This window comes from Microbacterium hydrothermale (assembly GCF_004854025.1).
Taxonomy (GTDB): domain Bacteria; phylum Actinomycetota; class Actinomycetes; order Actinomycetales; family Microbacteriaceae; genus Microbacterium; species Microbacterium hydrothermale.
Genome location: NZ_STGM01000003.1, coordinates 415,101 through 440,552, shown reverse-complemented (window position 1 = coordinate 440,552; position 25,452 = coordinate 415,101). Strand labels below are relative to the sequence as shown.

Genomic DNA, 25,452 nt, shown 5'->3' with positions numbered 1-25,452 from the left:
CCGTCGAGGAACCGGAATTCACCGGATCGAAACGAAAAGATCCTGGGAGAACCGTATGGGCATCGTTTACGGTCGATGAGAACACCCCCCGTCGATCCCCCCATCCGACGTCGTTCTCGTTCACACGCTTGTTCGTGCGTCGGTACTTGGAGACCCATGCCCAACGCTGCATCGCGCGTGCCCGCACGCCGTTTCACGACCGCCCTCAGCGCCGCCCTGGGCGCCGCTCTGCTCGGTTCCGCCCTCGTCCCCCTTCCCGCCTTCGCGGCCGACGGCGCGAGGGTGGTGATCAACGAGGCCTACCTGAAGGGCGGGAGCGCCGGCGCTCCGTACGCGCAGAAGTTCGTCGAGTTGTACAACGCCGGCGACACCGCGCAGGACCTGAGCGGCTGGTCGCTGCAGTACCGCTCCGCCGCCAGCGTCGCCGCTCCCACCGGCGCGAACACGCAGACCCTGAGCGGATCCATCGCCGCGGGCGGCTACTACCTCATCGCGCTCCCCGGCAACGGCAACGGCGACGTCGGTGCACCGCTGCCCACCGCGGACGCCACCAGCACGGGGCTGAACCCGTCGGGGACGACCGGCCAGCTCTTCCTCGCGAACGTCGCGGAGCCGCTCGCCCTGCCGGCCGGCTCCGTCGACGACGACCGCGTGGTCGACTTCCTCGGGTACGGCGCCGGCGTCAGCTTCGAAACGGCCCCCGCCGTCGTCGACGGCCCGAACGGTACGCCGAACGCGCTCGTGCGCACCGACTTCGTCGACACCGACGACAACTCCGCCGACTTCACCAACACCACCACGGTGACGCCGCAGGGATCCGGGGGAGCAACCCCCGAGCCGCAGCCGACCGAGGAGCCGTCGCCCGAGCCGACCACGCCCGTCCCCGGCGAGATCACACCCATCCGCGACATCCAGGGGCCCGGAGCGACCACGCCCCTCGCCGGCACCGTCGTCACCACCCGTGGCGTCGTGACCGCCGCCTACCCCACCGGCGGATACAACGGCTTCTTCCTGCAGACGGAGGGAACCGGGGGCGCCATCGACCAGGCCGCCCACACCGCCTCGGACGCGATCTTCGTCTACGGCACCGCCGCCGCGGCATCCGTCTCCATCGGCGACCACGTCGAGGTGACCGGAACCGCGGGCGAGTACTACGGTCAGACGCAGCTGACCGCCGACGCCGCGAGCGTCCGCATCCTCACCGACGCGGCTGCAGAAGTCGCCCCGGCCGAGATCACCTGGCCCAAGACCGACGAGGAGCGCGAGCGGTTCGAGGGCATGCTGCTCGCCCCGCAGGGCGACTTCACCGTCACCAACACGTACTCCACGAACCAGTACGCCGAAGTGGGACTCGCCGCCGGCACGACGCCGCTGCGCACCCCCACCGACGTCGCGCGGCCGGACACCCCCGAATACGTCGCCGCCGTCGCCGACAACAACGCGCGCGCGGTCGTGCTCGACGACGGAGCGTCGCTCGACTTCCTCCGCTCCGCCCAGGACGTCCCGCTGCCGTACGTCTCGCTCACCGACCCGGTTCGCGTCGGCGCGCCCGTGACCTTCACGCGCCCGGTCATCCTCGACTACCGCAACAACGCGTGGAAGTTCCAGCCGACCGAGCAGCTCACGGTCGACAACGCCGCCACGGTCCAGCCGGCGACCTTCGCGAACACCCGGACGGCGTCGCCCGAGCCGGTGGGCGGCACCGTCAAGATCTCGAGCTTCAACGTGCTGAACTACTTCACCACCACGGCGGAGAGCGTCGGCTGCACCTCGACCTACGACGACCGCGACGGCAACCCCGTGACGGCCGACACGTGCCCCGCGCCCGGCCCCCGCGGCGCCGCCGACGACGCCAACCTCCAGCGCCAGCAGGCGAAGATCGTCGCCGCGGTCAACGGTCTCGGCGCCGACGTCGTCTCCCTCGAGGAGATCGAGAACTCCGCCGTTTTCGGCAAGGACCGCGACGACGCGCTGTCGACGCTCGTCGACGCCCTGAACGACGCGCTCGGCTCGGAGGCCTGGACCTTCGTGCCCTCGCCCGCCGAGCTGCCGGCCTCGGAGGATGTCATCCGCACCGCCTTCATCTACAAGGAGGCCGTCGTCGCCCCGGTCGGCGACAGCGTCATCCTCGACGACCCGGCGTTCGCGAACGCCCGGCAGCCGCTCGCGCAGGCCTTCGCCCCCGTCGACGATCCGGATGCCACCATCCTCGCGATCGTGAACCACTTCAAGTCCAAGGGCGACAGCCGCCCCGCGGCCACGGGTGACAACGCCAACGGCATCCAGGGCGCCTTCAACGGCGACCGGGTGCGGCAGGCGCAGGCGCTCGGCGCGTTCGCCGCGGAGAGGTCGGCGGCCATCGGGACCGACGACGTGTTCCTGCTCGGCGACTTCAACGCGTACACGCAGGAGGACCCGATCCAGACGCTGCGGTCGTTCGGCTTCGAGCCGCTCGAGGCGGGCACGGGCAAGTACTCGTACTCGTTCAGCGGTCAGTCGGGCTCGCTGGATCACGTGCTCGCCTCGCCCTCGGCGCGCGAGCTCGTCACCGGCACCGACATCTGGAACATCAACGCCGTCGAGGCGCTCGCTCTGGAGTACAGCCGATACAACTACAACGCGCTGAACTTCTACGACGAGACGCCCTACCGCTCCAGCGACCACGATCCCGTGGTGGTGGGTCTCGACCTGTCGTCGACGACCGAGCTCAACCTGCTCAACATCAACGACTTCCACGGCCGCATCGACGCCAACACCGTGAAGTTTGCGGGCACGATCGAGTCGCTGCGCGCGGAGGGCGGGGAGGGCTCCTCGGTGTTCCTCTCCAACGGCGACAACATCGGCGCTTCGCTGTTCGCCTCGTCGAACGCCGGTGACAAGCCGACGATCGACGTGCTCGACGCGCTCGACCTGGCGGCATCCGGAGTCGGCAACCACGAGTTCGACAAGGGCGCCGACGACCTCGTCGGACGCGTCGGTGACCTCGCCGACTTCCCCTACGTGACCGCGAACGTGTACCGCGACGGAGAGCCGTTGCTCCCCGGCTACGAGATCATCGAGGTCGGTGGACTGCGGGTCGGCGTCGTCGGCGCCGTCACCGAGGAGACCGCGTCGCTGGTCACCCCCGGCGGCATCGAGGGCGTGGAGTTCCGCGAGCCGGTCGCCGAGGTCAACCGCGTGGTCGACGAGATCCGCGACCAGGTCGACGTCATCGTGGCCGAGTACCACGAGGGCGCGGCCCAGGGCGGCTCCCTCGACGACGCCCTCGCCGCGGGCGGCGCCTTCGAGCGCATCGTGACGCAGACCGATCCCGACGTCGACGCCATCTTCACCGGCCACACGCACGAGGAGTACGTCTGGGACGCGCCGATCCCCGGCGCCGACGGCACGCGCCCGGTGCTGCAGACCGGCAGCTACGGCGAGAACATCGGCCAGATCGTGCTGAGCGTGGACCGCGAGAGCGGTGACGTCGTGGGTCACACCGCGCGCAACGTCCCGCGCCTGGCCGGCGAGGTCGTCGAGGACGACCCGGAGAAGACGGCGGAGAACAGCGCGGCCCTCGACGCCGAGCTCATCGCCGAGTACCCGCGCGTCGCCGAGGTCGCCGACATCGTCTCGGCCGCCCTCGCCGATGCGGAGCGCGTCGGGTCGCAGCCGGTGGGCTCGGTCGAGGCCGACATCACCACCGCCTTCACCGGCGGGGCGTACGTCGACGGCGTGTACACCGGCGGCAAGCGCGACGACCGGTCCCGCCCGTCGGCGCTCGGTTCGCTCGTGGCCGACGCGCTGCGGGAGACGCTGAGCGACCCCGACCGCGGGGGCGCCGACATCACGGTGGTCAACCCGGGCGGCCTGCGCGCGGAGCTGCTGCGCGACGGCGACGGGGTGATCACCTTCGCCGAGGCGAATGCCGTGCTGCCCTTCGTCAACAACCTGGGCACCACCACGCTCACGGGCGACCAGGTGCGCCGCCTCCTCGAGCAGCAGTGGGGCGACGCGGCCGGCCGCGAGGCCGACCTCGCCCTCGGTGTGTCGGAGAACGTCCGCTACACCTACGACGCCGCCCGTCCCGCGGGCGAGCGCATCACGGGCGTCTGGATCGACGGACAGGCGATCGATCCGGCCGGGTCGTACCGGGTGGGTTCGTTCAGCTTCCTCCTGCAGGGCGGGGACGCCTTCTCGGTGCTCGCCGAGGGCACCGATCCGCGCGACTCGGGCCTGATCGACCGCGACGGCTGGATCGCCTACCTGCAGCAGAACCCGGGCCTGAGCCCCGACTTCGCCGTGCGTTCCGCTCAGGTGCAGGACGTGCCCGCCGAGGTCGCGCGGGGCTCCCGCGCCGCCTTCACCGTGTCGGGACTCGACCTCACCTCGCTGGGCAGCCCGCTCACGACCGAGGTCTCGGCGTCGGTGGGAACGGGCGAGCCGGTGTCGTTCGCGGTGACCGACGGTGCGGCGCAGATCGCGCTGGACGTCCCGGCCGATGCGCCGGCCGCCGTCGACGTCACCCTCACCACGGCGTCGGGGACGACCGTGACCGTCCCGCTGCGCGTCACCGACGCGGCTCCGGGCGGAGGGTCGGGGGCCGACGACGGTTCCGGTGACGGCGCCGACGAGGGCGGGAACGCCCCCGGCCGCCCCGGCGCGCTGCCGGTGACCGGCACCGACACCGCCTGGATGGGCGCGGGCGTGCTCGCCGCCCTGGCCCTGCTGGGCCTGGGGGTGGCGCTGCGGCGTCGTCGCAGCAGCACCGGTTCTGCGCACGGCGCCGACTGACCGCGCACGACAGGACAGAGGGGCCCGGATGCCAGGACATGGCATCCGGGCCCCTTCGCGGTCCAGGACGCCACGCGGGGCGCCGTGCCCTCCGGGCGGTCAGGAGGGGCGCGGGGGAGCGGTGGAGGAACGCACGACGAGCCGCGTGTCGGCCTCGGTGCGCCGGGCGACCTCGCCCGTGCCCTCGATCATCCGCACGAGCATGCGTGTGGCCTCGATGCCCTGGGCCTGGGGGAACTGCTCGATCGTGGTGAGCGAGAACATCTCGGCGTAGTCGTGACCGTCGATGCCCACGACGCTGAGCTCGGTCGGGACCGAGATGCCCATCCGGCGCGCGGCGATGATCACGCCGATCGCGACCTCGTCGCACGCGGCCACGACGCCGGTGGGCCGCGATGCGGCGTCGGCGAGGAACGACGCGGCCGCGGCGTAGGCGTCGGTGATCGTGAGGGTCGACGGGACGTTGCGGATGCGGATCGCCAGGCCGTTGTCGTTCATGGCGTTGCGGTAGCCGATCGACCGCTCGTCGACGTCTTTCGCGGGGGCGTCGGTGGGGGGTGTGCTGCCGACGAAGGCGATGTCGGTGTGCCCCAACGAGATGAGGTGCTGCGTAATGATGCGGGTGATCGCGATGTTGTCGAGCCCGAGCGTCGGGACGCCCGACAGCGCGTTGCCGATGCTCACGACGGGCTTTCCGATGTTCGCCAGGCGCTCGAGGTCGGCGTCGTCGGGTTCCAGAGCGACGGCGATGATGCCGTCGAACCTCTTGCGCGCCAGGTAGGTGGAGTAGAGGCTCTCGCGGTCGCGCGAACCGGGCTCGGCCACGTAGAGCGTCACGTCGTAACCGAGGGGGATGAGCGTGCGCTCGACCCCTTCGACGATCGAACCGAAGTACCAGCGGTTGACCTTGGGGACGATGAGCGCAATGGTCCGCGTGCGGCCGGTGGCCAGGCTCACCGCGCTCGTGGACGGGACGTAGCCGAGGGATGCCGCGGCGTCGGCCACGCGCTGACGCGTGCCGTCGGAGACGTAGCCGCCGCCCGTGAGAGCGCGGCTCGCCGTCGACTTGGACACGCCCGCCAGGCGTGCCACATCGGCGATTCCGCTCATTCGCTGGTCTTCCTCGTGATGCGTCGACGTCCGTGTCGACGTCGAAGAAGAGTATCCGACAATCGAGGAAAGTGGAACCGGTTCCGGGATGCGGCGTGCCGCTTTTCCGCCGTCTTTCCGCTAGTTATCGGTTCGTGACCTGACGCTTGTTGCAACTCTTGTGGATTGCCTCTACGGTTGCCTGGAATCGGTTCCCGACAGGGTCCGATGCACCACCGAACTCAAAGAGGAGAGACCACATGGGTATGTCACAGCGGTATCGCCTGCTGGCTCCCGTCGGGCTGCTGGCGGTCGGAGCGATCGCACTCGCGGGCTGCGCCGAGGGTGACAGCAGCGGATCGGGCGGATCGGGCGGCGGCGAGACCACCGTGCGCATCGCCGGCGGTATCACCGGCACCGAGGCCGACGCGCTGAACCAGAGCTTCGAGCAGTTCACCAAGGACACCGGCATCAAGGTCGTGTACACCGGCGACAAGAGCTTCGAGGGCAACATCGTCACGAAGGTGTCGGGTGGCGACGCCCCCGACATCGCGATCGTCCCGCAGCCGGGTCTGCTCAAGACCCTCATCGGCACCGGCGAAGTGCAGAAGGCCTCCGACGCCGTCTCGTCGAACGTCGACCAGTACTGGGGCGAGGACTGGAAGTCCTACGGCACCGACGACGGCACGTTCTACGCCGCCCCGATGCTCGCCAACCTCAAGGGCTACGTCTGGTACTCCCCGGCGAAGTTCAAGGAGTGGGGCGTCGAGGTCCCCAAGACCTTCGACCAGCTGATGACGCTCACGCAGACCATCCAGCAGAAGACCGGCGCCGCCCCGTGGTGCGCCGGCTTCGCCTCCGACGCGGCCTCCGGCTGGCCCGGAACCGACTGGATCGAGGACATGGTCCTGCGCCAGTCCGGCCCCGACGTGTACGACCAGTGGGTCGCCAACGAGGTCAAGTTCACCGACCCGCAGATCAAGCAGGCCTTCGACGCCGTGGGCGAGATCCTCCTCAACCCCTCGTACGTCAACGCCGGCTTCGGTGACGTCAAGAGCATCAACTCCACCGCGTTCGCCGACGTCGCCGCCAAGGTCGCCGACGGCAGCTGCCCGATGACGCACCAGGCGTCGTTCCTCTCCGCGAACTTCCTCACGGTGAAGAACGCTGCCGGCGAGACGCCCACGATCGCCCCCGACGGCGACGTGTACGCGTTCCTGCTCCCCGGCGTGAAGGAAGGCGAGCTGGCGGTCGAGGGTGGCGGCGAGTTCGTCGCGGCCTTCTCCGAGGACGCCAACGTGCAGAAGGTCGTCGAGTTCATGTCGACGCCCGACTTCGCCAACGCCCGCGTGAAGCTCGGCGGTGTGATCTCCGCCAACAAGGGCGCCGACCCGTCGCTGGCCTCCAGCGAGTTCCTCACCGAGGCCATGAAGACGCTGCAGGACCCCAACACCACCCTGCGCTTCGACGCCTCCGACCTGATGCCGGCCACGGTCGGTGCCGGTTCGTTCTGGAAGGGCATGGTCAGCTGGATCGACGGCACGCCCACCGACCAGGTGCTGAGCAACATCCAGGCCGGTTACGACAACTGATCGACCTGAACCAATCGATGGGCCGCCCGCGACGCGGGCGGCCCATCCGGTCCATACTCATATTCCGCCCCAGGCACCACACGGGCACTCATCGATGAGCACGAAGGCGTGTTCGGGAGGGACGTCATGACCGATATCAAGAACGCGGAGACGACGCCGGCGGCGTCGCCCCCGCCGACCGGCCGGGGCAAGGCCGCGTCGCGCGGGTCCGCGGCATCCAATCGGACCACGCTTCTCGTGGTCCTGGTGGGGCTCATCCTCGTGGTGGCGCTCTTCCTCTTCATGGTGACGCGCGCCCCCGCCGACACCAAGCCGACCACGCTCGGCTTCTCCCTCAACAGCTTCTTCATCTGGCTCGGCGGGCTCAGCCCGATCGTGCAGATCCCGCTCGTCCTCGTGGTCTTCGGGGCGGTCGTGGGACTGCTCCTGCTGCTCATCGAGTACGCGCCCCGCTCGGGCAAGGGCTACTTCTGGCTGCGCCTGGTCGCGTGCTTCGCCGTGCCGATCCTCGCGTTCATGCTGCTGCGCCCGTACCAGAACGCCGTCGTCTACGTGCTCGGCATCGCGGTGATCCTCGGCGCGATCCTCTTCTACGCCGACTACCGCTCCCGCCAGGGAGCCGGCTACCTGTTCCAGCTCATCCTCTTCGCCGCTCCCGCCGCGATCCTGCTGCTGATCGGCCTCGTCTACCCGGCGATCACCACCTTCTTCCAGTCGTTCTTCGACAAGACCGGCGACAACTTCGTCGGCTTCGAGAACTACATCTGGACCTTCACGAACCCCGAGGGCTTCTGGTCGGTCATCAACACCCTCATCTGGGTGCTGCTCGCACCGACCATCGCGACCGCGATCGGTCTCGCCTACGCCGTCTTCATCGACCGTGCGGCGGGGGAGAAGTACCTCAAGGTGCTCATCTTCATGCCCTTCGCCATCTCGTTCGTGGGTGCGGGCATCATCTGGAAGTTCGTCTACGACTTCCGCCAGGGCGACCAGCTCGGCATCCTGAACGCGATCGTCACCGCCTTCGGCGGCCAGCCGATCTCGTGGCTGTCGGCCTCTCCGCTGATCAACACCCTGTTGCTGGTCGTGGTCTTCATCTGGAGCCAGACGGGTCTGGCCATGGTCATCCTGTCGGCCGCCATCAAGGCGGTTCCGCCGGAGCAGAACGAGGCCGCCGAACTCGACGGGGCGAGCGCCTGGGAGCGTTTCATCAACGTCACCGTGCCCGGCATCCGCTCGTCGCTCATCGTCGTGCTCACCACGATCGCCATCGGCGCGCTGAAGATCTACGACATCGTCGCCGTCATGACCGGCGGTCGCAACGACTCGACCGTGCTCGCCTTCGAGATGGTCAACCAGCAGCAGCGGTTCCAGAGCTACGGCCACTCCGCCGCGCTGGCCGTGGTGCTGTTCGTCTTCGTGCTGCCGCTGATCATCTTCAACGTGCGCCAGATCCGGAAGCAGAGGGAAGTGCGATGACCACCTCCACCGTGGTGCTCGAGCCCACCACCGACACCCGTTCGGCCCGCCAGGTCGCCCGCGACACCCGAAAGCACGAGGCGATGGCGCGCAAGCGCCTGACCTCGAAGGGTGCCACGATCGCGGCGATCGTGATCGCGTTCTTCTGGACGATCCCGACGTTCGGACTGTTCATCACCTCGTTCCGCCCCGGCTCCGACACGCAGTCGACCGGATGGTGGACGGTGTTCGTCGACCCGTCGTTCACCCTGGAGAACTACCGGCTCGCGCTGACGTCGGGCGGCACCGCCCTGACGCTCGCGCAGTCGTTCCTCAACTCGCTCGCCATCACCATCCCGGTGGTGCTGTTCGCGCTGGCGATCGCCTCGCTCATCGCGTACGCGTTCGCGTGGATCGACTTCAAGGGCCGCAACTTCTTCTTCATCTTCATCTTCGCGCTGCAGATCGTGCCGCTGCAGATGGCCCTCGTGCCCCTGCTGAGCCTGTTCTCGCGCGGACTGACGATCAACGACGTGACGATCTTCCCGGGCTTCGATCTGCGCGGGGTGGAGCACAGCTTCGCCACCGTGTGGATCGCGCACGTGATCTTCGCGATGCCGCTGGCCATCTTCCTGCTGCACAACTTCATCGCCGAGATCCCGCACGAGGTGATCGAGGCGGCGCGCGTCGACGGCGCCGGTCACGGGCAGATCTTCTTCCGCCTGATCCTGCCGCTCGCCGCTCCCGCGCTGGCGTCGTTCGCGGTGCTGGAGTTCATCTGGGTGTGGAACGACCTGCTGGTGGCGACGATCTTCGCGCCATCGTCGTCACTGCCCCTGACGCAGTCGCTGAACTCGCTGTCGGGCACCTGGGGCGACCAGTGGTTCCTCCAGTCCGCAGGTACCTTCATCTCGATCCTGGTGCCGCTGATCGTGTTCTTCCTGCTGCAGCGCTTCTTCGTGCGCGGCCTGCTGGCGGGGGCCACGAAGGGCTGAGGTCCGTTCGACGAGAGGGGCACGGCATCCGGAAGGGTGTCGTGCCCCTCTCGCGTGTGCGGGGCGCGGGTGCGGGGAGGGGCGGATGCCGACGGCGCGGTGACCGCGTCACGGGTCACGAGAAACGGCATCCGTGACGAGACACGCGGTGCGGGGGCGTTCCTCGTCACGGATGCCGTTCATCGCGGTGTTACGGGCACCCGGGGGCGGTGGGCGGGGCGGTCAGGTGGTGCAGGCGAGGCGCGACTGGATGTCGCGCATGGCGTCGAGCTCCGACGACTGACCGGTCACGATCGCGCCCGCGACCTCTTTCACACGCGCGTCGTCGCCCAGCTCGATCACCGCCTGCGCCATGGGGATGGCGCCCTCGTGGTGGCGGATCATCAGATCGAGGAAGAGGCAGTCGGCCGGTCGGCCCTCGGCGCTGCGCAACGCGTCGAGCTGAGCGTCGGTGGCCATGCCCATCTCGGACAGCAGCTCGTCCTGCGTTTTGGCCGCGGTGTCGCCGTGGCTGTGCGCGTCGGACTTCTCCATCCACGTCATCAGCGGCTGGCTCGAGGCCTGGGGGAGACCCCACTCGACCAGCCAGCCGAACATCTCGCCCCGCTGACCCGACTGGGTCACGGCGATGTCGTACGACAGCGTGCGCAGCTCGTCGTCGGAGGTCTTGCGGTAGATCTCCATCGCCATCAGCACCGCCTGCGTGTGGTGCACCTGCATGTCGCGGGCGAAGCCGGCATCCGCCGACGTGTCGGCCGGGTGCGCGGGGGCCGCCGTCGCGCCGAACGCCGTGAAGCGTCCGACGGCGAAGGCGACCGCCATCACGGCGACGGCGACGAGGGCGACGACGGCCCACCGGACCGCGGGACGCGCGACCGGAGTGTCGTCGCTCATCTCAGGCCCTGCCCGGCCCGTTCACACCGCCCGAGCACGGGGCGTTCGGCTCGGGGGCGTTCTGGCTGCGCCAGTACTCGGTGAAGAACTCCGCGATACGCGGGTCGTCGGCGCTGTCGACCTTGAGCTGGTGGTCCCACGCGCTGACGGCGATCGGGGTGTCCATGCCGGGGTAGGGCGAGAGCAGCGCGTAGCTGGAGGGCATGACGGCCTTCAGAGCGTCGATGCCGGCCTGGTCGACGCGCTCCGGGTCGTAGGTGATCCAGATGGCGCCGTGCTCGAGGGCGTGCACCGCGTTCTCGTTCTGCTGCGGCTCGGTGTACACGCCGCAGTTCAGCCACACGGGGTTGTGCGGGCCGCCCGCGGGCGGGGTCTGGTCGTAGGTGACGGTGCCCTGCACGTGGTCGGAGCGGTTGTCGAAGCTCTGCACGCCGTCGATCTCGAGGCCCGTGCTGTTGCCCGCCTGGTAGCTGGGCGGCGGCGCCGGGGCGAAGGCGAAGGATGCCACGACGAGACCCACCACGGCGAGGGCGGCCGTGGAGCCGACGACCCACCACACGAGCTTCCCGCGCTTCCGGCGGGCGACCTGCTTCTGGTACTCGGCCAGCTTCTCCTGGCGCTTCTGCTCGCGCTGCTGCTTGACGGTGAGGTCGATCTGGGCCTGCTTCGCGGGGTTTCCGCTCGCGCGCTTGTCGGAGGGGGAGGTCATGCGCTGTGTTCGTCTCTCTTCGGGGCGGGACACATCGGCATCCGCCGACCTGTCCAGACTATTCGGGTGAATGGGCCGTGGGCCTGGGAGGAAACTCCGAGACCGGGATGGTGGCCCGTGGGGGAGTCGCGATAGTATGACGATGTCGAATCGATTCGAGGTTCGACGTTCCCCCCTTTTTCCCAGCCCGGCCCGCACCGGGCTGTCCGTGTTGCGAAACGAAACCAGACGTGCTCGATACTGCCTCCCACCCCGTCGTCCCGACATCCTCGTCCGCCGTGCCCACCAGCACCGGCGCCATCCGCGCGCTCGGGAAGAACCCCGCGACCGCCCCGATCGTCCTGCACCCGGGCGACTCCATCCCCGCGTCCCGGCGGGTGCTGTACATCCTGGTGCTGGGCGCGCTGACGGCCCTCGGCCCCTTCACGATCGACCTCTACCTGCCCGCCTTCCCGGTGCTGGAGGCCGACTTCCAGACGACCGCCGCCGCGATCCAGCTCACCCTGACCGGCACGATGATCGGCTTCGCGCTCGGCCAGCTGATCGTGGGGCCCCTGAGCGACAAGGTCGGTCGGCGCATCCCCCTGCTCTCGGTGACCGCTCTGCACGTGGCCGCGAGCATCTTCGCCGCGCTCGCCCCCACGCTCGAGACCCTGTCGATCGCGCGCGTGCTCATGGGAGCCGGTGCCGCCGCGGGCGGTGTCGTGGCGGCCGCCATCATCCGCGACCTCTTCGGCGGGCGGCGGCTCGTGGTCATGCTCTCGCGCATGGCGATGGTCTCGGGGGTCGCTCCCGTGCTGGCCCCCCTCGCCGGTTCGGCCCTGCTGCTGGTGATGAACTGGCGCGGCATCTTCGTGGTGCTCGCCGTGTACGGGGCCGTCATGCTCGTCTCGGCGATCCTCTTCGTGCCCGAGACGCTCCCGGCCGCCCGTCGCGGGGGACCGGGCTCGAGCACGGTGTGGCAGCGCTACGCGAGCGTGTTCCGCGACCGCGTGTTCATCGGCGTGCTCATCATCGGCGCGATGACCTTCAGCGGACTCTTCTCCTACCTGTCGGCGTCGTCGTTCCTGTTCCAGGTGACCTACGGGTTCAACGCGCAGCTCTACGGCGTGCTGTTCGCGGCCAACTCGATCGGCGTGGTCGTCGGCGTGCAGGTCGCCTCGCGCCTGGCCGCCCGCTTCGGCCCGCAGTGGGTGATGGCGTTTTCGACCGCGGTCCTGGTGCTCGCGGGAGGCGCGATCGTCCTCTTCGACCAGCTCGGTCTCGGTCTATGGGGAACGGTCATCCCCCTGTTCTTCTTCATGACCGCGTGCGGGTTCACCTTCCCGTGCGCCCAGGTGCTCGCCCTCGACCGTCACGGCAAGGCCGCGGGTACGGCGCAGTCGATCATCGGCGCGGCCAACTTCGGCGTCGCGGGCATCATCTCGCCCGTCGTCGGTCTGCTCGCGACGGGGTCGGGCATCACCGCCACGACCATGGCATCCGTGATGGTGGGCTGCGCGGTCATCGGAGTGCTGTCGCTCTGGCTGCTGGTGCGCCCGCGCACCGTGGAGCGCCTCGCCCCCTGAGCCCCGTCTCGGCGGGTCGACACAGTTCCGTGCCGGCCCGGTCGCGAACAGTAGCAGGACGGGCGGTCGGCGCGTCGACCGTTCCGTCGGCGGTGCGGACACGGCATCATGAGGCGATGGATGCCGCTGCGATCGAAGACGTTCTCGACACGCGCCCGCAGCGTTTCCGCGCGGTCGTCGGGGTCGTCCTCATCGCCCTCGCCTGCGGCCTGGGCGCGTGGGTCTTCTTCCGCGGACCCAGTCCGTTCGCCGTCGACGTGTGGTGGAACCAGCTCTTCGCCGCGGCACCCTCGCAGCCCGTGTACGTCTTCGCGCTGGCGATGGACACCGTCGGCGGGCACCTCACGGCGGTGCTCATCGTGCCGGTGCTGGGCGCTCTGGCGCTCTTCTTCGTGCGCCGGCGATGGTCGGCGCTGTACTTCCTGGCCGCATCCGTGGGCAGTGCGCTGTTGGTGCAGGTGCTGAAGCACACGTTCGGGCGGGCACGTCCCGAAGACATCCTCATCCTCAGCGACTACGGCTCGTTCCCCTCGGGGCACACCGCGAACGCGGCGACGATCGCCGTGGTCGCGGCGGTGCTCTTCCCCCGCGCGTGGGTGCGCGTCGTGGGCGTCGCGTGGGTGGTGCTGATGGCGTTCAGCCGCACCTATCTGCACGCGCACTGGCTCTCGGACACCGCCGGCGGCGCGCTCGTGGGAGCGGGGGCCGCGCTCGTGCTCGCCGCCGCGTTCTCGCGCCTGCGGGCGCGCGACGAGGATCGACTGACCATCCGTCGCCTGCGCAAGACGGATGCCGCGCGGGAGAGCTCGTCGTAGGCTGACGCGCATGAGCGAGCCCGGCGCCGTGCCCTCCGATCCCTCCGCGACCGATGCCGAGGTCGCGCGCCTCCGGGCCGAGGCCGAGGCCGCCGAAGCGGAACTCCGACTCGCCCGAGCGCGCGCCGACCTGGCGGCGGCCGAGGCCGCGGCGGCGGCGGCGCGCGTGCGCGCGGCGGGAGGCGGCGGTGCGACGTCTGCGGGGGACGGTGCGACGCCGGCGGGAGGCGGCGGTGCGACGCAGGGTGGGGGGCCGGTCGCGGCATCCGCCCCGATCGCTGCGGCGTCCGGCTCTGCGACGCCCGTCCCCGACGTGCAGGGCGCCACCACCGGCCCGTCTTCCGCTACCCCGTCTTCCGCGGCCCCGGCTTCCGCCGACCCGGCCTCCGCCGCCCCGGCTCCCGCCGCGCCCCTCACCGACGCGCAGGTCGCCGCGATCGCCACCGGGTACTCCGCCGACGGTGCGGCCCTCGACCTCGGCGTCCTCGTGAACGGCGGGCCGGTGGCATCCGTTCCGATCCGCATCCCCCTGGCCATGACGAACCGGCACGGTCTGATCGCGGGAGCCACGGGAACGGGCAAGACGCGCACGCTGCAACTGCTCGCCGAGCAGCTGTCGCAGAACGGGGTGCCGGTCTTCGCGGCCGACATCAAGGGCGATCTGTCGGGACTCGCGGCGGCCGGCACGCCGAGCGAGAAGCTCGCCGCCCGCACCGCCGCACTGGGCCAGGAGTGGACGCCCCGGGCGTACCCGACCGAGTTCTACGCGCTCGGTGACGACGTGGGATCGGGTATTCCCGTGCGGGCCACCGTCTCGGGGTTCGGTCCGCTGCTGCTGAGCCGCGTGCTGGGGCTCAACGCGACGCAGGAGTCGAGCCTCGGCCTGGTGTTCCACTACGCCGACGAGAAGGGTCTGGCTCTGGTCGATCTGTCCGACCTGCGCGCGGTGCTGACCTACCTCACGGGCGACGAGGGCAAGGCCGAGTTGAAGGGCATCGGCGGCCTGTCCGCGGCGACCGCCGGTGTCATCCTGCGCGAGCTCGTGGCCTTCTCGGCCGCCGGAGCGGACACGTTCTTCGGCGAGCCCGAGCTCGACGTCTCGGTGTTCCTGCGCACGGACGCCGATGCCGGCGGCGCGGGCATCGTGAGTCTGCTCGAGGTGCCGAACGTCGCGGCGCGACCCGAGCTGTACTCGACGTTCCTCATGTACCTGCTCGCGGAGCTGTACGAGGTGCTGCCCGAGGTCGGCGACCTCGACAAGCCCAAGCTGGTGTTCTTCTTCGACGAGGCCCACCTGCTGTTCCGCGACGCCTCCAAGGCCTTCCTCGACGCGATCACGCAGACCGTGCGCCTGATCCGCTCGAAGGGCGTCGGGGTGTTCTTCGTCACGCAGACCCCGAAGGACGTCCCCGGCGACGTGCTCGGCCAGCTCGGTTCGCGCGTGCAGCACGCGCTGCGCGCGTTCACCCCCGACGACGCCAAGGCCCTCCGGGCGTCGGTGCGCACCTACCCCGACTCGGGATACGACCTCGAGCGCGTCCTGCAGGAGCTGGGAACGGGCGAGGCCGTCATCACGGTGATGAGCGAGCGCGGCGCTCCGACGCCCGTGGCCTGGACGAGGCTGTTCGCCCCGCGCGCGTCGATGTCGCCCGTGACGGCGGATGCCATGGCCGCGGCCGTGGCGGCATCCTCCCTCTTCTCCGTCTACGCGACGCCCATCGACCGCGAGTCCGCGCGCGAGATCCTCGGGGCCCGCATGCAGGCGGCGACCGACGCGCGGCTCGCGGAGGAGCGGGCGAAAAAAGCCGCGGCCGATCAGGCGGAGTACGCGAAGCAGAAGGCGGCGATCGACAAGGCCAACGCCGAGGCGCAGAAGAAGGCGCAGCGCGAGTACGACCGCATCCTGAAGAGCACCGCCGCTCCGCGCGGCCGTTCGAGCGCGCCGGCCGCGGGCCTCGACGGACTGCTCGGACGCGGGGCGACGAAGAGCATCGTCAACGGCGTCATCCGGGGGTTGTTCGGCAACAGCCGTCGCCGCTGAGGCGGGGGCCGGTGGCGGCTCCGGGGTCGCGCGGGGTGGGGGGTCTGCGCGGGCTCAGGGGTTTGCGCACGCTCAGGGATCTGCGCAAGGTCAGTGGGATCCGCGAATTTCGGGCTGAGGCTGTGCGAATCGGTGAGGTTGTGAGGTGGTGCGGTTCTCGGGTTTGCGCACGTTCAGGGATCTGCGCAAGGTCAGTGGCATCCGCGGGATCCGGGCTGAGGATGTGCGGATCGGTGAGGGTGTCGGGGCGCCGCGGGCTCGAGCGACGAGGGGCGCCGCGGGCTCGAGCGACGAGGAGCGAGGCGCGCGCGCACCACACGCGGAAGGGGGGCGGATGCCGGGAGGGTGGCATCCGCCCCTCCGCCGGTCACATCACGAGCGGCGGATCGCCAACGGCATCGTCGTGGTGTCGATGAGGGGGTCGTCCTCCTGACGTTCGACGAGGGCCTCGGCCTCGGCGGGGGTCTCGACGGTGGGCACCGAACCCAGGAGCGGACGCTTCGCGGTCTCGCGCATCGACAGCAGGGCGACGAGCCCGAGGGCGGCGAAGAACATGATGTAGAACGCCGGCATGAGGGTGTTGCCGGTCAGGTCGATCAGCGCCTGGCTGAACAGCGGCGTCGTTCCGCCGAAGAGCGAGACGGCGACGTTGTACGCCACGGCCATCGCGCCGAAGCGCGAGGCCGTCGGGAACAGCGCGGGAAGAGCGGATGCCGAGATCGCGACGTAGAACGCGACCGGGACCGCCGCCATGAACAGCGCGATGATCACGGCCCACAGCTCGCCGATCTGCATGATGAGGAAGGCCGGGACGAGCAGAACCAGGGCCGATCCGGCCGCGATCGCGTAGACGGGCTTGCGGCCGATGCGGTCGCTGAGGCGGCCGATGAAGGGCAGGGCGGCCGACATGATCAGCAGCACCGGCACCGTCGCGATCGCCGCGGACAGGTTCGAGACGCCGACCTCCTTCTCGAGATAGGTCGGCATGTAACTCGTGAGGGCGTACCCGGCGGTGTTGGTCGCCGCGACCAGCGCGATGCCGATCAGCAGCGCCTTCCAATGGTGGCGCACGATGCCCACGAGGCCCTGACGCGCCATGGGGTCGTTCGCGTCGGTCTCGACCGTCCCCGCCTGCTCGAAAGCGGGCGTCTCGGGGATGCGCAGGCGGAAGTAGATCGCGACGATGCCCAGCGGGATCGCGAGGAGGAACGGGATGCGCCAGCCGTAGTCGATCATCGCGTTCTCGCCCGAGATCGAGGTGGTGATCGCCGTCGTGATCGCCACCGCCGACGCGCCCGCGGCGAAGCCGACGTACGAGCCGACGTCGAGCCACGACGACCAGAAGCCGCGACGCTTGTCGGGGGAGAACTCCGACACGTAGGTCGTGGCCCCGGCGTACTCGCCGCCGGTGGAGAAGCCCTGGACCATCTTCAGCAGGTAGAGCGGGATGATCGCCCAGAGTCCGATCTGGGCGGAGGTGGGCAGGATGCCGATGAGGGCGGTGGCCGTGGCCATCATCGCCATCGTCAGGAAGAGCACCTTCTGACGGCCGATGCGGTCGCCGAGCGGGCCGAGCACGAACCCGCCGAACGGACGGACGAGGAAGGAGATCGCGAAACCGAGGAGCGTGACCAGCAGGCCCCACGGGGCGGGGACGTCGGACGCGAAGACGGTGGTGAGGGTGACCGCGAGGTAGCCGTAGATGCCGAAGTCGAACCACTCCATGAAGTTGCCGACGACGGTGCCGCCGATGGCGGTGCGCACGCGCTTCTTGTCGACGACGATGACGTCGTCGACCTCGAGCCGGGGGGCTCCGGATGCCGAGGGGGTTTTCTCGTTCATCCTTCTAGCGTTACCCCGATCGGGCTCGCGTTTCCAGTCCAGGCGCTGCGCGCGCGGGAATGCTAGCGGAAGCTGAGGGTCTCGTCGCCCCAGGCGGCGCGCAGATCCCGGTCGAGGTCGTCGACGACGCGGTCGGTGCGGTCGATGACGAGGGTCGCGCGGTCGCCGGCGGCACCGGTGCGGGTGTCCGCGTCGAAGGGTGTCCACGACGGCGAGGCGACCGCGTCGGGGGACTCCCCGCGGGCGAAGGCCGTCCACCGGGCCTGCATGCGCGCGGAGATCTCGCGCGCCACGCGCAGGCCGCCGAGGCGGAAGGTGAGGTCCTTCGGACCGCTGACGAGCGCACCCCAGAGGTACGGCAGCTCGCTCGCGTGGGTCGCGCCGAGCCCGATGAGGCGCAGGAAGGGCGCCGCGTGGTCGAAGCGGTACAGCCAGGTCGGAGCGACCCGGGCGTGCCCCTCGGCCACCCAGAGCGTCGGCAGGCGGAAGCCGATGTCGCGGGCCACGCCGAGTCCGATCGCGCGGTGCCGGACGTGCTCGTACGCCGTGAGCACCTGTTCGCGGCTGGGCAGCTCGACCCCCGGGTTCTCGGCCGCCATCGCGGCGAACATCTGCTCGATGCGCTCGGAGGTGATGGGGATGAGCGGCGACTTCATGAACGAGAACAGCGAGGCTTCGTCCTTATTGGTCCCGATGAGCAGCGGCACGGGCAGACCGCGACCCTCGCGGAGGACCGCGATGGGCGCCTCGGGGAGCAGCTCCCCGTCGATCACGGGGGCGAAGGCGAGGGTGCCGGGGTCGGTCGTGGGCACCTCGGTGTACACCGCCATCCCCGCGGCTACGACGTCGTCGACGGGAGCCGAACGCACGGCATCCGGTGCTCCCGGATCCGCCGGATCGATGCCGAGGATCTCGAGGAACCGGTCGGCCACGCGGCGGGCGCGCTCGGGTCCGTAGACGCTCGAGGCCGGAGACGACTGGGCGATCGCCCGGTGGAAGAGTCCCTCGGCAGAGGGGGTGGCCAGAAGCGTCGTGACCAGGCCGCCGCCGGCCGACTCCCCGAAGACCGTCACCCGCTCGGGGTCGCCGCCGAACGCGGCGATGTTGCGCTGAACCCACCGCAGGGCCGTCAGCACGTCTTTGAGGGCGAGGTTGCCGTCGAAGCCTCCCCCCGGGAGCGCCGTCGACAGGTCGATGAAGCCCAGCGCGCCCAGGCGGTAGTTCAGCGTGACGACGATCACGTCGCCCTCCGCCGCCAGCGTCGTGCCGTCGTACAGGGGCTGGGTCGACGACCCGAACGTGTAGGCACCGCCGTGCAGCCACACCATGACCGCGCGGCCCGGACGCTCGTCGTCGGGTGCCCACACGTTCAGCGACAGGCAGTCCTCGTCGCGGACGACGCCCTCGCCGAGCGGGATCGCCGGGTTCGCGGGCTGGGGGCAGGCGGGGCCGAAGTCCGCGGCATCCGTCTCGTCGGTGAGATCGGGCGCGGGGACGGGGTCGCGGAAGCGTCGCTCGCCCACGGCGGCCAGGGCGAAGCGGATGCCGCGCCACACGCGCACGCCGCCGGGTGCGGCGGTGCCGAGGAAGACGCCGGCGGGGGCGACGGCTCGAGGGGCGGAAGCGGTACCGGTCATGGGATCCTCACACGAGTTGGTGGACGAGGTGCGCGGCCTCGTTGGCCGCGAGGACGGCGAACAGAACGGTCATGATGACGGCGTTGTGCTCGATCATCTCGCTCTTCAGGCGGTCGAGGGCGGAAACGATGCGCGGGATGCCGGTCGCCCCGAGCGCGGTGGGGTCGTCGTCAAGCCCCCGGCGATGTCGGAGGGGCGGCGTACCGTGTCGGGCATGACCGAGCTCTCCGCCCCCACCGGCCGCGAACCGTCCCTCGTCGCGCAGCCCCGACCCGACGGGTCGGCGCCGCGCGCCCTCGTTCTGGGGGCGACCGGCTACCTCGGTGGCCGACTCGTTCCGCGCCTGCTGTCGGCGGGCTATCGCGTGCGCGTGCTCGCGCGCGACCCGCGCCGGGTCGGGGCGTTCCCCTGGGGCGACGAGGTCGAGATCGCCGCCGGCGACGCCACCGACCGCGAGGCCGTGCGGGCCGCCGTCGAGGGCGTCGACGTCCTCTACTACCTCATCCACTCGATGGGCAGCGCGCGCGACTTCGAGGCCACCGACCGCGTGGCCGCTCAGACCGTCGCCGATGCGGCATCCGCGGCATCCGTCTCGCGCATCGTCTACCTCGGCGGCCTGCACCCCGACGACGCAACGCTCTCGGCGCACCTGCGCTCCCGCGTCGAGGTCGGTGAGATCCTGCTGCACAGCGGTGTCCCGACGCTCGTGCTGCAGGCCGGCGTCGTGATCGGTTCGGGGTCGGCGTCGTTCGAGATGGTGCGTCACCTCACCGACGTGCTGCCCTACATGCCGGCGCCCAAGTGGGTGCGCAACCACATCCAGCCCATCGCCGTGCGCGACGTGCTGCACTACCTGCTCGGCGCCGCCCGCGTCGCCCCGAACGTCAACCGCGCCGTCGACATCGGCGGCCCCGACGTGCTGCGGTACGGCCAGATGATGAACGGCTACGCCATGGAGGCGGGGCTCCCGCAGCGCGCGATCGCCTCGCTGCCCGTGCTCACCCCGCGCCTCGCGTCGCACTGGGTCAATCTCGTCACCCCGATTCCGAAGTCGATCGCCCGTCCGCTCGTGGAGTCGCTGCAGAACGACTGCGTCGTGAAGGACCGCGCGATCGACGACCTCGTTCCCCGGCCCGAGGGCGGGCTGATGCCGTATCGCGAGGCCGTGCGTCGCGCGCTGGGGCGCGTGAACGACGACGCCATCGAGACGAGTTGGCAGGATGCCGAGGTCTCGGGCGCCCCGAGCGACCCGCTGCCCAGCGACCCCGAGTGGGCGGGTCGCCTGGTCTACACCGACATCCGCACGATGGCCACCAAGGCGAGCGCGGCGCAGCTGTGGTCGGTGATCGAGGGCATCGGCGGCGAGAACGGCTGGTACTCCTCGCCGCTGCTGTGGGCGATCCGCGGGTGGATGGACCGGCTCGTGGGCGGGGTCGGCCTCGCGCGTGGTCGTCGCAGCCGCTCGGTGGTCACCGTCGGCGACGCCCTCGACTTCTGGCGCGTCGAAGCCATCGAGCCCGGCCATCTGCTGCGCCTGCGGGCCGAGATGAAGGTGCCGGGCGGGGCGTGGCTCGAGCTGCGCGCGACGCCGGAGGGCGACGGCGCACGGTTCGATCAGCGCGCGCTGTTCTTCCCGACCGGTCTGGCCGGGCGCCTCTACTGGCTCTCGGTGCTGCCCTTCCACGGCCTGATCTTCAGCGGCATGGCGCGGCGCATCACCGCGGCCGCCGAGCACGTGCAGCGCGAAGACCTCGAGCCGAAGGCGAAGGCGGGGCGCATCGCCCCCGAGATCGCCGAGGTCGAGACCACCGCGGCGCCCTCGGCGTGAGGCCGTGCCCGACGGAGCGGCCGCCCGGCACCGGCGTCACGCCCCTAGGCTGAGCCCCGTGCCCCACCACGCTCGCGTCCTGACCGTGTCCGATCGCTCGGCCGCGGGCCTCCGTGAAGATCGCGGTGGCCCTCTGGCCGTGTCCTTGCTGCGCGAGGCGGGATTCGACTGCGCCGACCCGGTCGTGGTCGCCGACGGGGCCGACAGCGTGGAGGCCGCCCTGCGCGCGCTCCTCGCCGAAGGGCCGGGGCTCATCGTCACGACCGGCGGCACGGGCATCGCCCCCACCGACCGCACACCCGAGGGAACGGCCCGCGTCCTGGATCGCGAACTCCCGGGTATCGCCGAAGAGCTGCGGCGCCGGGGCCTCGCCGACACCCCGATGGCCGTCATCTCACGCGGCCTCGCGGGGATCGTCGACCCCGGCACCCTGATCGTCAACCTTCCCGGATCGACCCGTGCCGTGGCATCCGGCATCGCCGTCATCGCCGAGCTCGCCCCCCACGTGCTCGACCAACTCGCCGGAGGAGACCACGCATGAGCGCCGTCCGCATCGCCCGCCTGTCCGACACGCCCCTCGACCTCGACGACCACCTCGACGCGGTCGAGGACTCGTCGTCGGGAGCGGTGACCACCTTCGTCGGACGCGTCCGCGACATCGACCCCGACGCCTCGGGGGCGGTCGTCGCGCTCGAGTACAGCGCGCATCCCGATGCGGAGCAGACCCTGCACCGCATCGCCGAGGACGCCGCCGCCGGGACCGACGCGATCGTCGCCGTCAGCCACCGCGTGGGCCGGCTGGCCGTGGGCGAGGCCGCGGTCGTCATCGCCGTGGCATCCGGTCACCGCGCCGAGGCGTTCGAGGTGTGCCGCACGGTGATCGAGACGATCAAGACCGACCTGCCCGTCTGGAAGCGTCAGGTCGAGGCCGACGGCACGACGGAGTGGAAGGGCCTGGGGGGCTAGGCGCTCAGGCGCAGCGGATTCGGACGATCGCCCCGAAAGCGAACGTTGCCGGGCGTCGCGCCCGATGACGATCTCGGGCGTCTCGCCCGATCCTGCTGCGAGTCTCCGACTCTGCCGCGGGCGTGCGGATCAGCGATGCGACAGCGTCGCGACGATCGGGCGATGATCGCTGCCGGCATCGTCGAAGTCGGTGCGGACCTCGAACGAGCGCACATCCCACGCGGACCCGACGAGCACATGGTCGATGGGAGCGGCGAAACCTGTTGGCAGACGCACGGGCCACGTGCCGAGAGCGGCCGCGCCCGCTTCGGCTGCGGCATCCCGGCACCCGCCCACCGTCGCCTCACCGTCGCCGAGGCCGGCGAGGTGGTCGAGGGTCGAGTTGAGATCGCCGGCGAGGATGACCTGGGCGCCCGAGCAGCGCATCGCGACCCAGTCCATCCCGTCTGTCCAGTCCCTCATGATGAGCGGCAACGGCGGCAGAGGATGCGCCGCCACGATCGTCGGTCCGTCTCCGTTCACGGGACGGTACACCCCGCTCGGGACCCCCGGCGTCGAGCCGGCTGTCTCGTCGAGGGCGTACGGCCCCATCGATTCCGCGATTAGCAGGGAGGTCGGGACGGGGTCGTCCCCCGGGTCGGCTTGTCGGGTGGCCGCGGTCATCCCGATGCCGTCACCGGCGAGGAGGGAGACCACGGAGGCCGCCGCGACCTCATTGGTTTCGGGCAGGACGACCACCTCGGCTCCCGTCACGCGCACCAGTCGGGCGATGCTCTGAGGTGAGGCGGCGCCACCGTAGGTGTTCCAGGAGGCGACGACGAGGTCGCCCTCGGTGGCCGACGCGCCGAAACCTCGGCTCAGCAGCACCGCGCCGTTGCCGAGGGATGCCGCGGCGAGCACGATCGCGAGCGCTGCGGCCACCGACCAGCGGCGTCGAAGCACCGCGAAGATCCCCGCGGCGACCGCGAGTACCGCGAACGCCAGCGCGAGCAGCCCCCGGAACGGGATCAGCTGCGCGATCCCCAGCATCCGTTGCGCGCCGATGAGTTGCGGCCAGACCGCGAGCACGGCCACGGCGGCACCGATGACGAGCGTGGCGAGGAAGGCCGTGCGGCGAGCGGTCGACATACCGCCCAGTAAAACAGGGCGCCGGCCACCCGCCCGACGAGCAGATCCGCCGGAGTGACGGATGGGCACCGACTGTCGCGCGGCCGCGCGGTCGGGCTGCGTGCAGAGCGTGTGATCGGCGATCGTCCCGAGGGCGGGGCTCAGCCCCCCGCGAAGGGCGGCAGCACGTCGACGTAGGTGACCCCGGCGAGCGGGGCGTCGTCGTCGTGACGCGTGCCGTCGACGAGGACGGCGCAGCGGTCGAGGATGCCGCCGAGGGCGGGGTGGTCCGCGACGACCCCGGCCCGCAGCGCGGCGAGGCTGTGCTCGGCGCGGTCTTCGGCATCCGTTCCGGCGGCCTCCGCTGCGGCGGCGAAGTAACGCACGCGGACGCTCACGCGAGGGCTCCCGGCTCGCCCGGGCGCACCCAATCGCCCGACTTGCCCCCGGTCTTCGACACGATGCGCACGTTCTCGATGCAGGTGCCCTTGTCCATGCCCTTCACCATGTCGACGATCGCGAGCGCGGCGACCGACACGCTCGTGAGCGCCTCCATCTCGACGCCCGTGCGGTCGGCCGTGCCCACGGTGGCCTCGATCTCGACGCCCGCGTCGGTGATCTCGAGATCGACCGCGGCGCGGTGCACCCCGATGACGTGGGCGAGCGGAAGCAGAGCGGGGGTGGACTTCGCGGCCTGGATGCCGGCGATCCGCGCGACCGCCAGCACATCGCCCTTGGGGGCGGTGCCGTCGCGCAGGGCCGCGACCACCTCGGGGGCGCAGCGCACGAATCCCCGCGCGGTGGCGGTGCGCACGGTGGGCTGCTTCAGGGTGACGTCGACCATGCGGGCGTGGCCCGCGGCATCCAGGTGGGTGAAGGTCATGGAATCAGCATGACATCGAGGGCGTCGCCCGCCGACACGGTGGACACCTCGGCGGGCACGATCGCGAACGCTTCGGCGCGGGCGAGGGATGCCGCGAGGTGCGAGCCCGAGCCGCCGGCGGTCGCCGGGCGCACGGTGCCGGCGACGAGGTCGATCGCGGCGGGGAGGTACTGGCGTCGACCGGGCGGGGTGGTCCAGGACTCGGAGGCCGTGAGGCGCGCGATGCGCCGATCGACGACCGCACGCCCCTGGAGCGCCAGCAGGGCGGGCCGCACGAACACCTCGAACGACACCGCGACGCTGACCGGGTTGCCGGGGAGGCCGAAGACGAGTCGCCCGTCGTCGAGCGCGCCGAAGGCCTGCGGTTTGCCGGGCTGCATCGCGACCTTCTCGAACGCGATGCGCTCCGACAGGGCCTGGCGCACGGGCTCGTAGGCGCCGGCGCTCACGCCCCCGCTGAAGACGATCACGTCGACGTCGGCGGCGTGTTCGAGCAGGGCGTGGATCGCGTCCGCGTCGTCGCGCAGCGACGAGATCACGGTCACCTCGGCGTCGGTACCGGAAACCAAAGCCGCCAGCAGCGTCGAGTTGGAGTCGGGGGTCTGGCCGCGCCCCGGCGCGACGCCCGGCGCCACGAGCTCGCTCCCCGTCGACACGACGGCGACCCGCGGGCGCCGGTGCACCTCGAGCTCGGCCACGCCCGCCGCCGCGGCCGCGGCCAGCGCGAACGGCCCCAGACGCTCACCGGCCGACAGCACGACGTCGCCCGCGCGGGTGTCGCCGCCGCGACGGCGGATGAAGGCCCCGGATGCCGCGGGTGCGCGCCTCACCTCGACGGTGCCGAGGGAGTCGGCGAGGCCCCCGGTCGTGTCCTCGAACGGGACGATCGCGTCGGCCGCGGCGGGGACGGGCGCGCCCGTCATGATGCGCACCGCCTCGCCCGCGCCGAACGACGGGTCGTCGGACGAACCGGCCGGCAGATCGGCGACGACGCGCAGGGTGACGGGGTTCTCGGCATCCGCCCCCTCGACGTCGGCGAAGCGCACGGCGAATCCGTCCATCGAGGAGTTGTCGAAGCCGGGGAGGTCGTGCGCGGCGAGAACGGGAGCGGCGAGCGTGCGTCCGACCGCCTCCGCGAGGGGCACGGTCTCGACGGGGAGGGTCGTGACGGCGGCGAGTACGCGGGCGCGGTGTTCCTCGACGGTGAGCAGCGGGGTCATCTGAGTCTCCGGGGTCAGGGCGAAGCGGCGGG

19 protein-coding genes are annotated in these 25,452 nt (G+C 70.9%); 10 read left to right on the top strand and 9 right to left on the bottom strand.

The annotated features are described in order from the left end of the window. Nucleotides 1-156: 156 nt before the first annotated feature. Nucleotides 157-4,776, top strand: a complete 4,620-nt coding sequence (locus FB047_RS08895) for an ExeM/NucH family extracellular endonuclease (RefSeq protein ID WP_136586801.1) — start codon at nucleotides 157-159, stop codon at nucleotides 4,774-4,776. Nucleotides 4,777-4,875: 99 nt separating this feature from the next. On the opposite strand, the gene FB047_RS08890 is transcribed toward FB047_RS08895, so the two are convergent. Further along, nucleotides 4,876-5,886 (bottom strand): LacI family DNA-binding transcriptional regulator, encoded by a 1,011-nt coding sequence (locus FB047_RS08890; protein WP_136586800.1) that lies wholly within the window; start codon nucleotides 5,884-5,886, stop codon nucleotides 4,876-4,878. A gap of 239 nt (nucleotides 5,887-6,125) precedes the next feature. Here FB047_RS08890 and FB047_RS08885 point away from each other — a divergent pair, with 239 nt between their 5' ends. The 3 genes from FB047_RS08885 (at nucleotide 6,126) to FB047_RS08875 (ending at nucleotide 9,910) form a co-directional block, all read left to right on the top strand. Further along, nucleotides 6,126-7,457 (top strand): ABC transporter substrate-binding protein, encoded by a 1,332-nt coding sequence (locus FB047_RS08885; RefSeq protein ID WP_136586799.1) that lies wholly within the window; start codon nucleotides 6,126-6,128, stop codon nucleotides 7,455-7,457. Between the two features lie 126 nt (nucleotides 7,458-7,583). Further along, the gene (locus FB047_RS08880) at nucleotides 7,584-8,936 is read left to right on the top strand and encodes a carbohydrate ABC transporter permease (protein ID WP_420812649.1); all 1,353 of its coding nucleotides are present in this window, start codon (nucleotides 7,584-7,586) and stop codon (nucleotides 8,934-8,936) included. Then, nucleotides 8,933-9,910 carry a carbohydrate ABC transporter permease gene (locus FB047_RS08875; RefSeq protein WP_136586798.1) on the top strand — a complete coding sequence of 326 codons (978 nt, stop codon included), beginning with the start codon at nucleotides 8,933-8,935 and terminating at the stop codon, nucleotides 9,908-9,910. Before FB047_RS08880 ends, FB047_RS08875 begins: the two co-directional genes overlap by 4 nt. Nucleotides 9,911-10,132: 222 nt before the next feature. Here the strand turns inward: FB047_RS08875 and FB047_RS08870 are convergent, their stop codons facing one another. Both FB047_RS08870 and FB047_RS08865 read right to left on the bottom strand, forming a co-directional pair. Continuing rightward, nucleotides 10,133-10,804, bottom strand: a complete 672-nt coding sequence (locus tag FB047_RS08870) for a DUF305 domain-containing protein (RefSeq protein ID WP_136586797.1) — start codon at nucleotides 10,802-10,804, stop codon at nucleotides 10,133-10,135. Nucleotide 10,805: 1 nt separating this feature from the next. Beyond that, complete coding sequence (locus tag FB047_RS08865) at nucleotides 10,806-11,513, bottom strand: DUF3105 domain-containing protein (RefSeq protein ID WP_136586796.1); 708 nt, start codon at nucleotides 11,511-11,513, stop codon at nucleotides 10,806-10,808. A 230-nt stretch (nucleotides 11,514-11,743) separates the two neighbouring features. Here FB047_RS08865 and FB047_RS08860 point away from each other — a divergent pair, with 230 nt between their 5' ends. The 3 genes from FB047_RS08860 (at nucleotide 11,744) to FB047_RS08850 (ending at nucleotide 15,937) form a co-directional block, all read left to right on the top strand. Then, complete coding sequence (locus FB047_RS08860) at nucleotides 11,744-13,081, top strand: multidrug effflux MFS transporter (protein WP_205822813.1); 1,338 nt, start codon at nucleotides 11,744-11,746, stop codon at nucleotides 13,079-13,081. 116 nt (nucleotides 13,082-13,197) lie between these two features. Continuing rightward, complete coding sequence (locus tag FB047_RS08855) at nucleotides 13,198-13,896, top strand: phosphatase PAP2 family protein (protein WP_136586794.1); 699 nt, start codon at nucleotides 13,198-13,200, stop codon at nucleotides 13,894-13,896. A gap of 10 nt (nucleotides 13,897-13,906) precedes the next feature. Further along, the gene (locus FB047_RS08850) at nucleotides 13,907-15,937 is read left to right on the top strand and encodes a helicase HerA-like domain-containing protein (RefSeq protein ID WP_205822811.1); all 2,031 of its coding nucleotides are present in this window, start codon (nucleotides 13,907-13,909) and stop codon (nucleotides 15,935-15,937) included. 372 nt (nucleotides 15,938-16,309) lie between these two features. Here the strand turns inward: FB047_RS08850 and FB047_RS08845 are convergent, their stop codons facing one another. Then, a complete protein-coding gene (locus FB047_RS08845) occupies nucleotides 16,310-17,779 on the bottom strand; it encodes an MFS transporter (RefSeq protein ID WP_136586793.1) in 1,470 nt (489 codons plus the stop codon). Between the two features lie 62 nt (nucleotides 17,780-17,841). After that, nucleotides 17,842-19,416 (bottom strand): carboxylesterase/lipase family protein, encoded by a 1,575-nt coding sequence (locus tag FB047_RS08840; RefSeq protein ID WP_136586792.1) that lies wholly within the window; start codon nucleotides 19,414-19,416, stop codon nucleotides 17,842-17,844. 214 nt (nucleotides 19,417-19,630) lie between these two features. On the opposite strand from FB047_RS08840, the gene FB047_RS08835 reads away from it, so the two are divergent. From FB047_RS08835 to FB047_RS08825, 3 genes are read left to right on the top strand one after another with little or no spacing between them, the layout of a single operon-like run. Beyond that, nucleotides 19,631-21,244: an SDR family oxidoreductase gene (locus tag FB047_RS08835; protein WP_136586791.1), complete on the top strand. Its 1,614-nt coding sequence runs from the start codon at nucleotides 19,631-19,633 to the stop codon at nucleotides 21,242-21,244. A 58-nt stretch (nucleotides 21,245-21,302) separates the two neighbouring features. After that, nucleotides 21,303-21,785 (top strand): MogA/MoaB family molybdenum cofactor biosynthesis protein, encoded by a 483-nt coding sequence (locus tag FB047_RS08830; RefSeq protein WP_136586790.1) that lies wholly within the window; start codon nucleotides 21,303-21,305, stop codon nucleotides 21,783-21,785. Further along, on the top strand, nucleotides 21,782-22,210 hold the full coding sequence (locus FB047_RS08825) for a molybdenum cofactor biosynthesis protein MoaE (RefSeq protein ID WP_136586789.1): 429 nt from the start codon (nucleotides 21,782-21,784) through the stop codon (nucleotides 22,208-22,210). Before FB047_RS08830 ends, FB047_RS08825 begins: the two co-directional genes overlap by 4 nt. A gap of 129 nt (nucleotides 22,211-22,339) precedes the next feature. Here FB047_RS08825 and FB047_RS08820 read toward each other — a convergent pair whose 3' ends face one another. The 4 genes from FB047_RS08820 to FB047_RS08805 all read right to left on the bottom strand — a co-directional run bounded on the left by FB047_RS08820 (nucleotide 22,340) and on the right by FB047_RS08805 (nucleotide 25,420). Continuing rightward, the gene (locus FB047_RS08820) at nucleotides 22,340-23,338 is read right to left on the bottom strand and encodes an endonuclease/exonuclease/phosphatase family protein (RefSeq protein ID WP_136586788.1); all 999 of its coding nucleotides are present in this window, start codon (nucleotides 23,336-23,338) and stop codon (nucleotides 22,340-22,342) included. 140 nt (nucleotides 23,339-23,478) lie between these two features. Continuing rightward, nucleotides 23,479-23,715 carry a MoaD/ThiS family protein gene (locus FB047_RS08815; protein WP_136586787.1) on the bottom strand — a complete coding sequence of 79 codons (237 nt, stop codon included), beginning with the start codon at nucleotides 23,713-23,715 and terminating at the stop codon, nucleotides 23,479-23,481. Continuing rightward, on the bottom strand, nucleotides 23,712-24,200 hold the full coding sequence (moaC, locus tag FB047_RS08810; RefSeq protein ID WP_136586786.1) for a cyclic pyranopterin monophosphate synthase MoaC: 489 nt from the start codon (nucleotides 24,198-24,200) through the stop codon (nucleotides 23,712-23,714). Before moaC ends, FB047_RS08815 begins: the two co-directional genes overlap by 4 nt. Then, nucleotides 24,197-25,420: a molybdopterin molybdotransferase MoeA gene (locus tag FB047_RS08805; RefSeq protein ID WP_136586785.1), complete on the bottom strand. Its 1,224-nt coding sequence runs from the start codon at nucleotides 25,418-25,420 to the stop codon at nucleotides 24,197-24,199. The genes moaC and FB047_RS08805 overlap by 4 nt, the downstream gene beginning before the upstream one ends. Between the last annotated feature and the right edge of the window lie 32 nt (nucleotides 25,421-25,452).

Bases quoted from the DNA above. Each gene is read 5' to 3' on its own strand.
- FB047_RS08895 (WP_136586801.1), top strand. From the start codon at position 157: ATGCCCAACGCTGCATCGCGCGTGCCCGCACGCCGTTTCACGACCGCC.
- FB047_RS08890 (WP_136586800.1), bottom strand. From the start codon at position 5,886: ATGAGCGGAATCGCCGATGTGGCACGCCTGGCGGGCGTGTCCAAGTCG.
- FB047_RS08885 (WP_136586799.1), top strand. From the start codon at position 6,126: ATGGGTATGTCACAGCGGTATCGCCTGCTGGCTCCCGTCGGGCTGCTG.
- FB047_RS08880 (WP_420812649.1), top strand. From the start codon at position 7,584: ATGACCGATATCAAGAACGCGGAGACGACGCCGGCGGCGTCGCCCCCG.
- FB047_RS08875 (WP_136586798.1), top strand. From the start codon at position 8,933: ATGACCACCTCCACCGTGGTGCTCGAGCCCACCACCGACACCCGTTCG.
- FB047_RS08870 (WP_136586797.1), bottom strand. From the start codon at position 10,804: ATGAGCGACGACACTCCGGTCGCGCGTCCCGCGGTCCGGTGGGCCGTC.
- FB047_RS08865 (WP_136586796.1), bottom strand. From the start codon at position 11,513: ATGACCTCCCCCTCCGACAAGCGCGCGAGCGGAAACCCCGCGAAGCAG.
- FB047_RS08855 (WP_136586794.1), top strand. From the start codon at position 13,198: ATGGATGCCGCTGCGATCGAAGACGTTCTCGACACGCGCCCGCAGCGT.
- FB047_RS08850 (WP_205822811.1), top strand. From the start codon at position 13,907: ATGAGCGAGCCCGGCGCCGTGCCCTCCGATCCCTCCGCGACCGATGCC.
- FB047_RS08845 (WP_136586793.1), bottom strand. From the start codon at position 17,779: ATGAACGAGAAAACCCCCTCGGCATCCGGAGCCCCCCGGCTCGAGGTC.
- FB047_RS08840 (WP_136586792.1), bottom strand. From the start codon at position 19,416: ATGACCGGTACCGCTTCCGCCCCTCGAGCCGTCGCCCCCGCCGGCGTC.
- FB047_RS08835 (WP_136586791.1), top strand. From the start codon at position 19,631: ATGACCGAGCTCTCCGCCCCCACCGGCCGCGAACCGTCCCTCGTCGCG.
- FB047_RS08825 (WP_136586789.1), top strand. From the start codon at position 21,782: ATGAGCGCCGTCCGCATCGCCCGCCTGTCCGACACGCCCCTCGACCTC.
- FB047_RS08820 (WP_136586788.1), bottom strand. From the start codon at position 23,338: ATGTCGACCGCTCGCCGCACGGCCTTCCTCGCCACGCTCGTCATCGGT.
- moaC (WP_136586786.1), bottom strand. From the start codon at position 24,200: ATGACCTTCACCCACCTGGATGCCGCGGGCCACGCCCGCATGGTCGAC.
- FB047_RS08805 (WP_136586785.1), bottom strand. From the start codon at position 25,420: ATGACCCCGCTGCTCACCGTCGAGGAACACCGCGCCCGCGTACTCGCC.